Below are 7,191 nucleotides of genomic sequence, written 5' to 3' on the forward strand. Positions count from 1 at the left end.
GGAGTCGAAGAATCTCTACCGCTTCGTTAAGTCATCAGTTCAATCATGCGGTAGAGATTCTTCGACTCCGGCTCCGCCTTCGCTCAGAATGACGTTCTTTCTCACCACTCACCACCTCACCGCAAATACCCCCGGTCCAGCAGGCCGGCGCGGGGGTCGTCCAGGCGTTCCAGCCGGCCGTCGTGCAGCAGGTACACCACGTCGCAGAGGGCCAGCACTTCCTCGTAGCGGTGGTCGGTGAGCAGGATTCCCTTGCGGGGCTTTACGGCGCGTAGTACTTCGACCAGCGTTTCGAGGTGTATGGGCATGACGCCGATGAAAGGCTCGTCTAACAGCGAAAAACGAGTATCGGCGTGCAACAGGAGCAGCACTTCCACCAGCCGGGTAGTACCGCCCGATAGTTCGCCCACTGGCCGGTGGGCCTGGGCCAGCAGTTCCGGAAAAGCAGCCAGCGCCGCCCCGGCATCAACGCCGAGCAGCCGGGCGGCGGCCGTTACGGAAAGCTGGGCCGGTAGCAGCGGCACCTGGGGCAGGTAATTGAGCAGGCCCGGCTGGCGGTAGGCTGGTACCACCCGCTGCCCGTTCAGGCGCACCGAGGCATCGGCCACCCGCCGGCCGCCGGCAACGGTTTGCAGCAGCGTCGATTTACCGCAGCCGTTGCGGCCCAGCAGGCCCACCACCTGGCCCGTCTGCACCCGCAGGTACACATCAGCAAGCAGCACCCGGCCCCCAAAAGCGAACTGGATGCCATCAGCCTCCAGCACATAGGGGAGCGTGGCAGTTGGTGGCGGCGTAGTTCGCATCAGAAGGCCCAGCGGTGCAGCAAACCCACGAAAGCCACGAAGCCCGCCGTATCTGCCACGACCAGCGGGGTCCATAGTTGCCAGCGGGCCAGGTGCAGGTTGCGGTAGAACCAGTATTGGTGGGGCCGCAGCCGGTGCTCCAGGTACGCAACCAGCGGAAACGTGCCCAGCTTCATCAGCAACAGCCCCGGCCCCAGCGGTGGCGGCCAGGGAAGTTGCAGCAACGCCGCGCCAAGCCCGGTAACCCCTAAAACCAGAACCGACGACACGGCCGTTTGGGGCAGCAGGGTGCGGTAAAACAAGGCTAGCGCCCGCAGATAATTACGCAACATCATAAAGTACCGTGCCTGGAAGCTCTTCCAACGCCGCGCCACCTCCTTTATTCTTTCCGGCCCAGCCGCCCGAATACCGGAAACGTCACCGCCCGGTTGCCCGGCCCCCACAGCCGGGTTAACTCCGGAGCCAGCGCCTCCACGGGGTTGCGGCCGTGCTGCTGCTCGTACTTTACCACGCTGCTCCAGGTGCGCAGGTAGTTGAGAAACCATTCGGCCGAAAGCTGGCGCTCATCGGCCAGTTCCAGGGTTTCGACTTGCGCGAACGGGAACGGCAGGCGGGCGTACCGCTCGCTGATATGCCAGCGGTGGGCGTCCCAGTACGGGCCCAGCGTGTCGTCGTGGAATTCGCGCAGCAGCGGGTCCAGATCGGGGCCGATGGTGGCCAGATCGTAGCCCCACTCGGCCAGCACCCCGCCGGGACGCAATACGCGGTGGGCTTCCTGGTTGAAAGCTTCGGGCGCGAACCAGTGCACGGCCTGGCCCACGGTTATTAAATCGAAACTCTCCGCCGCGAAAGGCGTGCTTTCGGCGGGGCTGAGTTGGTAGCGCACGTTGGCCAGCGCAGGCGCGTGGGCCAGCTGGGCGGCGCTGATGTCGGTGGCCTCCACGTGCCCGAAGTGCCGGGCCAGCACCGCCGCCACCTGCCCGTTGCCGGTGGCGCAGTCCCAGGCGCGGCCCCGGCCCGTTACCCGCGGCAGCAGCCACGCATAGAGCGCCGGCGGGTAATGAAGGCGGTAGCGGGCGTACAGATCGGCCTGGGCCGAGAATCGGTCGAGCATGAGTAGTTGGGTGCTGGGTGCTGGGTGCTGGTAAAGAACGTCATTCAGAGCGAGCGAAGGATCTCGCGTGCTGACGCTGTGCTAGTAACCCAATGATAGCACGCGAGATTCTTCGCTTCGCTCTGAATGACGTTCTTTTGCGAACCACAAACCTCAACCAATGCCATGTCGAACCCCATCCAAACCGGCCTGTTGGCCTACGGGATGTCGGGCCGTGTTTTTCACGCGCCATTTCTGAGCACCCACCCCAGTTTTGCGCTGCGGGCCGTGGTGGAACGTACCCACAAAACGGCTGACGACACCTACCCCGACCTCCTCAGCTACGACACCGTGGCCGAATTGCTGGCCGACGACACCCTGGAGCTGGTCGTTATCAATACGCCCAACGACACCCATTTCGAGCTGGCCCGACAGGCGCTGCAGGCCGGCAAGCACGTGCTCATCGAAAAGCCCGTGGCCACCACCGTCGCCGAGCTGGAGGAGCTGCTTGCCCTGGCTGAGGAGCAGCAAAGGCACGTGCTAGCCTACCAGAACCGCCGCTGGGATTCCGACTTCCAGCTGGTGAGGCAAGTGGTGGAAAGCGGGCAGTTGGGCCGGCTCACGGAGGTGCATTTTCGCTTCGACCGCTACAAAGTGGCCCTTAACCCCAAGCTGTTCAAGGAAGACCCCGCCGTGCCCGGCAGCGGCCTCAGCTACGACCTCGGCCCCCACGTGCTCGATCAGGCCCTGAGTTTGTTCGGCCAGCCCAGCCTCAGCCGCATCATCCGGGTCAGCCACCGCCCCGGCTCGCGGGTCGACGACTACTTCCACGTCCACCTGCAGTACCCCAAGGGGCTGAACGTGTTCGTAACGGGCAGCCTGCTCACGGCCGCGCCGGTGCCGGCCTATGTGCTGCACGGTACCCTCGGCTCGTTCCAGAAAAGCCGCGCCGATGTGCAGGAAACCCAGCTTACGGCCGGGATGCGGCCCACCGCCGCTGGTTATGGCCACGAGCCCGCCGGGGCCGTCGGCACACTCACGCTGGCCGGCGAGCCGGGGCAATTTGTTAGTACCTCCCTTCCCGCTCCTCCCGGCGACTATGCCGGCCTGTTCGAAGCCGTATACCAGACCATTCGCCACGAGCAACCCTTCCCGGTACGAGCCGAGCAGTTGCGCTGGCAGTTGGGCATTCTGGATCGGCCCCGTACCCGGGTTAAAGCCTAGGGTTGAATCCCTGGGCTCACGCCTCCGGTCCGCGGCCAATCAACGGTTATCGGTGGGCGCTACGGAGCCCAGGGCATCCACCCCGGGGGGGCTGCAACGGGGGCGTTAAAACGACAGGGCGATGCTGCTGGTCAGGTTGCCGTAGCTTTTGGTGGGGCGGCCGTCGCGGTCAACCAGGAAGTCGCGGCCGGAATTGAACAGGCGGCCTTCTACGCGCACGGCTACGTTGGTGGTGGGCAGGTAGTCGAGGTTGAGCGAGCCGGCCCAGACTTTGAAATCGGGGTCGGTGAGGGCGGGCGTGGCGTTGAGAATGGCCACGCCGTGGTCGGCCGAAAAGTATTCGAGTCGGCCCCCGATGCGCCACTTTTCGGCCAGCTGGTAGCGGGCCAGGGCTGTGCCAGTGTACCATTTATCGTTTTTGGCCCCGGCCTCGGGGCGCTCCTGCTTGCCTATATCAAACACCAGCGCCAGGCTCAGGCGGTCGGAGGCGGCGTAGCGGGCATAAAAATCGTGGAAGTAGCGGCGGCGGCGCACTAGGCCCATGGGCTGCTCGTTGCCGTAAAAGGTACTGGAATTGATAAGCAGCTTCTCGGTCGCCTGCCACTGAATCTGGGTGCCCAGGGCCTTGGCCTGGTTGTTTTCGCGGATGTTCTGCCAGCCGTTGAGCACCAGGGCCGTGAGCGTGAGCGTGGGCGCGGCTTCGTAGGTGAATTTGGCGCCCGCCTCGTAGTAGGGCGAGCCCTCGGCGGCCAGCGAGCGGGTCAGGGTCCAGTTGTTCTTGCTCAGCGCCGACTCGATGCCCATGTGGGAGCTGAAGATACCGGCATCAATCCAGGCCTTTTTAAAGGGCCGGAAGCCGGCGTAGGCCTGGTAGATATTGCGGATAATCGGGTCTTCGGGAGCGTAGTTGGCCGAGGGGTAGGTGCCGGCGTGCAGGCTCAACTCACCCCGCACCTGGTCGTTGTCGTAGCGCACCCCAATTAGCCCCTGGTTCACCGTGAACTCGTTTTGGCGGTTGTGGGAGAAGATGAAGCCGGGCCGCTCGTTGGTGGCCGCGTGCTTGAAATCGTAGCCGTAATAGCCATCCACGAAGCCGTACACGGTGAACGGGTTGCCGGACTGGGTTACGGCTGCGGCGGCCGAATCGGCGGGGGGGATAGTTTGGGCGGAAGCGGCCGAAGCCAGCAGCAACGGCCCCAGCAGGAGCGGAAAGGTGAATTTCATAAGAGAGGAAAACCGTGGCTTCCGGCGGCCGCAGCAGCCAAGAACAGTGATGAAAGACAATAACGCTCGGCGGGCGCCAATGGCTGACCCTACCGAGCGTTATGGCATTAAAACAACAAAATTCCGTCGAAACCAACCGGAGCCGGAGCCGCTACCTGCTGGGCAATAAAGCCTGGTTGCAACCCTCGTGGGAGCCGAAGAGCCGGTTTTCCTACTTCACGTACTGCGCCAGCGCCGCTTGCAGGCCCTCCCCTTTCAGGTTGTACGCTAAAATTTTCCCGTTGGGGTCGATCAGATAGTTTTGGGGGATGGAATGAATTTGGTAGAGGCGGGCGACCTCGTTTTCCATTCCGTGCAGGTCCGATACCTGGGTCCAGGGAAGCTGATCCTCAGCAATGGCTTTCAGCCAATTGGCACGGCCTTTTTCATCGTCGAACGACACGCTCAGTACGTCGAAATTGCGGTCTTTGTACTCGTTGTAAGCTTTGATAACCGCCGGGTTTTCCTGGCGGCAGGGGCCGCACCAGCTGGCCCAGAAATCCACCAGCACGTACTTGCCCCGGTAGTCGCGCAGGGAAACCGTTTTGCCGTCGGGCGTTTGCTGGGTGAACTCCGGGGCCTGGGCGCCCACGGCTACGGCCTTCAGGCCCTTCACCAGCTCGCCATATTCGCGACCGGCCGCACTGTTGCGGAGCTGGGAGCTTAGTCCCTCATAGACTGGACCCACGGTAGCGTATGCCGGCAAATCGAGCATCTGCATTCCCATAAGCGCATCCAGGCTGACCCAGGACTTGGGGTTCGACCGGGCAAAGGCGTAGGCGGCAGCGGCCAGCTGCTTATTGAACGCCTCAAACGCGGTCTGCATCCGCTCCCGGAAGGCGGGGGCCTGGCGTTGTGCCTCCGGAATCTGCTGCAGCTCATCGCTAAACGACTGCATGTTAGCGGTGATGGGTTTGAATAACTCCTGTAGCCGCAGGTAATCTGCCGTAACCGGCCCGCCTTTTAAGGAAGCGTGGGCCAGTGAATCGGGGCTGGTAACGACCACCGCGCCCGGCTCCAGAAATAGGCGAGTCTGGTCTAGCACCCCATACAACGTATTCAGACGGCCTTTCTTGCGCAGAATCAGGGAGGCCGAAACGGGCTCCGTAGTTTTGCCTTTGAGTTCGAACGCACCATTTTTCACCGCGGCCGAATCCAGCACCGAGGAGCCGCGCACAAGATAGACTTTGGCTGGCGCGCTCACGTTGCCGAGCTTGCCTTTGACGGTGTAGGAAAACGGCGTTTGGGCCTGAGCCAGGCTACTGACGGTGAGCAGCAGCGGCAGTAAGAACTTCTTCATAAGGCTATAAGAACATGGTGGAAAATGCGCGCTAACTAGTGCCCGAAACCCAGGGGTTTACGGTAGTGAGCAAGTAACGAAAATCCCTGCTTGCTAGTACCCAACCCACCACCCAGCCGGTTCCGCCATCAATCCCCTATCTTTGTTAACAGAGTACAAACGCGGTTTGCTGACCGGGAAACGACGGGTCAGCCTTTTTTTCACCCTTAGTTAAGCTGAACCTTGACGTTTCACGAATTCAACCTCCACGACGATTTGCTGGCCGGCATCGATGCCATGAACTACCAGCAGGCCACCCCCATCCAGGAGCAGGCCATCCCCAAAATTCTCGACGGCAAAGACCTGATTGCCTGCGCCCAGACCGGAACCGGCAAAACGGCCGCCTACCTGCTGCCCCTGCTCGACAAGATTTCGCACGCCCGCCACGGCACTACCTCCACGCTGGTGCTGGTGCCCACCCGCGAGCTGGCCACCCAGATCGACGAGCAGGTAACGGGCTTCGGCTACTTCGTGGAAGCCAGCTCGATTGCCATTTACGGGGGCGGCAAGAGCGAGGGTTGGGAGCAGCAGAAGCGCGCCCTCACCTCGGGCGCCGACATCATCGTGGCCACTCCCGGCCGCCTCATCGCCCACATGCAGATGGGCTACGTGAAGTTCGAGGACCTCAAGTACCTGGTGCTCGACGAGGCCGACAAGATGATGGACATGGGCTTCTCCGATGACATCCTCAACATCGTGCGGCAGTTGCCCAAGGTGCGCCAGACGCTGCTGTTCTCGGCCACTATGCCCACCAAAATCCGCGACTTCTCGAAGCAGCTGCTCAACGAGCCCGAGGAAATCCGGCTGGCCGTGTCCAAGCCCGCCGCCGGTATCGATCAGCAGTTCTACATGGCCTTCGACCGCCAGAAAATCTACCTGCTCGAACACATCATTAAAACCCAGGAGGTGCAGAGCATGGTGCTCTTCACAAGCCAGAAAGCGGCCGTGAGTGGGATAGTGCGGGCCATCAACAAGCTGGGTTATGTGGCCCAGGGCATCAGCTCCGACCGTACCCAGGAGGAGCGGGAGCAGATTATGCGTGAGTTTAAGAACAAGCAGTTCCCGATTCTGGTGGCCACCGACGTGCTCAGCCGCGGCATCGACATCGACTCGCTGAGCCACGTGGTGAACTACGACATCCCGCGCGCCGCCGAAGATTATGTGCACCGCATCGGGCGCACGGCCCGGGCCGCCACCAAGGGCACGGCCATCACCTTCATCGCCGACCAAGACCAGGACCGCGTCCTCAAGATTGAGCAGCTCATTGAGCGCGAAGTCGAGAAGCAGAGCATCACCGAGGGCCTGGGCCTGGGCGAAGCGCCCGAATTCGACCCCAAGCGCTTCAGCGGCCTGCGCGGCAAAATCGGGGGCCGCCCCGAGCGTGGCGCCCGCTCCAGCGGTAGCGGCGGCTGGCGGCGGTGGCGGGGGCCGCTCGGGTGGCGGCGGCCGCGACGGCGGTGGCGGCCCCC

At 62.8% G+C, this 7,191-nt stretch carries 7 protein-coding genes; 2 read left to right on the forward strand and 5 right to left on the reverse strand.

What is annotated here, in order from left to right; translation table 11 throughout:
* Positions 1-116 precede the first annotated feature (116 nt).
* From CDA63_RS19630 to CDA63_RS19640, 3 genes are read right to left on the reverse strand one after another with little or no spacing between them, the layout of a single operon-like run.
* Positions 117-803 (reverse strand): ATP-binding cassette domain-containing protein, encoded by a 687-nt coding sequence (locus tag CDA63_RS19630; RefSeq protein ID WP_165768415.1) that lies wholly within the window; start codon positions 801-803, stop codon positions 117-119.
* Positions 803-1,138 (reverse strand): hypothetical protein, encoded by a 336-nt coding sequence (locus CDA63_RS19635; protein WP_088466158.1) that lies wholly within the window; start codon positions 1,136-1,138, stop codon positions 803-805. Before CDA63_RS19635 ends, CDA63_RS19630 begins: the two co-directional genes overlap by 1 nt.
* A gap of 44 nt (positions 1,139-1,182) precedes the next feature.
* Positions 1,183-1,917, reverse strand: a complete 735-nt coding sequence (locus CDA63_RS19640; RefSeq protein ID WP_088466159.1) for a class I SAM-dependent methyltransferase — start codon at positions 1,915-1,917, stop codon at positions 1,183-1,185.
* A gap of 165 nt (positions 1,918-2,082) precedes the next feature.
* Here CDA63_RS19640 and CDA63_RS19645 point away from each other — a divergent pair, with 165 nt between their 5' ends.
* The gene (locus CDA63_RS19645) at positions 2,083-3,120 is read left to right on the forward strand and encodes a Gfo/Idh/MocA family oxidoreductase (protein WP_088466160.1); all 1,038 of its coding nucleotides are present in this window, start codon (positions 2,083-2,085) and stop codon (positions 3,118-3,120) included.
* A 105-nt stretch (positions 3,121-3,225) separates the two neighbouring features.
* On the opposite strand, the gene CDA63_RS19650 is transcribed toward CDA63_RS19645, so the two are convergent.
* Positions 3,226-4,344 carry a porin gene (locus CDA63_RS19650; RefSeq protein WP_088466161.1) on the reverse strand — a complete coding sequence of 373 codons (1,119 nt, stop codon included), beginning with the start codon at positions 4,342-4,344 and terminating at the stop codon, positions 3,226-3,228.
* 211 nt (positions 4,345-4,555) lie between these two features.
* Positions 4,556-5,683 carry a TlpA disulfide reductase family protein gene (locus CDA63_RS19655; RefSeq protein ID WP_088466162.1) on the reverse strand — a complete coding sequence of 376 codons (1,128 nt, stop codon included), beginning with the start codon at positions 5,681-5,683 and terminating at the stop codon, positions 4,556-4,558.
* Between the two features lie 222 nt (positions 5,684-5,905).
* On the opposite strand from CDA63_RS19655, the gene CDA63_RS19660 reads away from it, so the two are divergent.
* A partial coding sequence (locus tag CDA63_RS19660; RefSeq protein WP_394335393.1) for a DEAD/DEAH box helicase occupies positions 5,906-7,191 on the forward strand: 1,286 nt, incomplete at its 3' end.

It is taken from the genome of Hymenobacter amundsenii, assembly GCF_002204745.1.
Lineage (GTDB): Bacteria > Bacteroidota > Bacteroidia > Cytophagales > Hymenobacteraceae > Hymenobacter > Hymenobacter amundsenii.

Excerpts from the sequence above, each read along its gene's own strand:
- CDA63_RS19630 (WP_165768415.1), bottom strand. The coding sequence starts at position 803 with ATGCGAACTACGCCGCCACCAACTGCCACGCTCCCCTATGTGCTGGAG.
- CDA63_RS19635 (WP_088466158.1), bottom strand. The coding sequence starts at position 1,138 with ATGATGTTGCGTAATTATCTGCGGGCGCTAGCCTTGTTTTACCGCACC.
- CDA63_RS19640 (WP_088466159.1), bottom strand. The coding sequence starts at position 1,917 with ATGCTCGACCGATTCTCGGCCCAGGCCGATCTGTACGCCCGCTACCGC.
- CDA63_RS19645 (WP_088466160.1), top strand. The coding sequence starts at position 2,083 with ATGTCGAACCCCATCCAAACCGGCCTGTTGGCCTACGGGATGTCGGGC.
- CDA63_RS19650 (WP_088466161.1), bottom strand. The coding sequence starts at position 4,344 with ATGAAATTCACCTTTCCGCTCCTGCTGGGGCCGTTGCTGCTGGCTTCG.
- CDA63_RS19655 (WP_088466162.1), bottom strand. The coding sequence starts at position 5,683 with ATGAAGAAGTTCTTACTGCCGCTGCTGCTCACCGTCAGTAGCCTGGCT.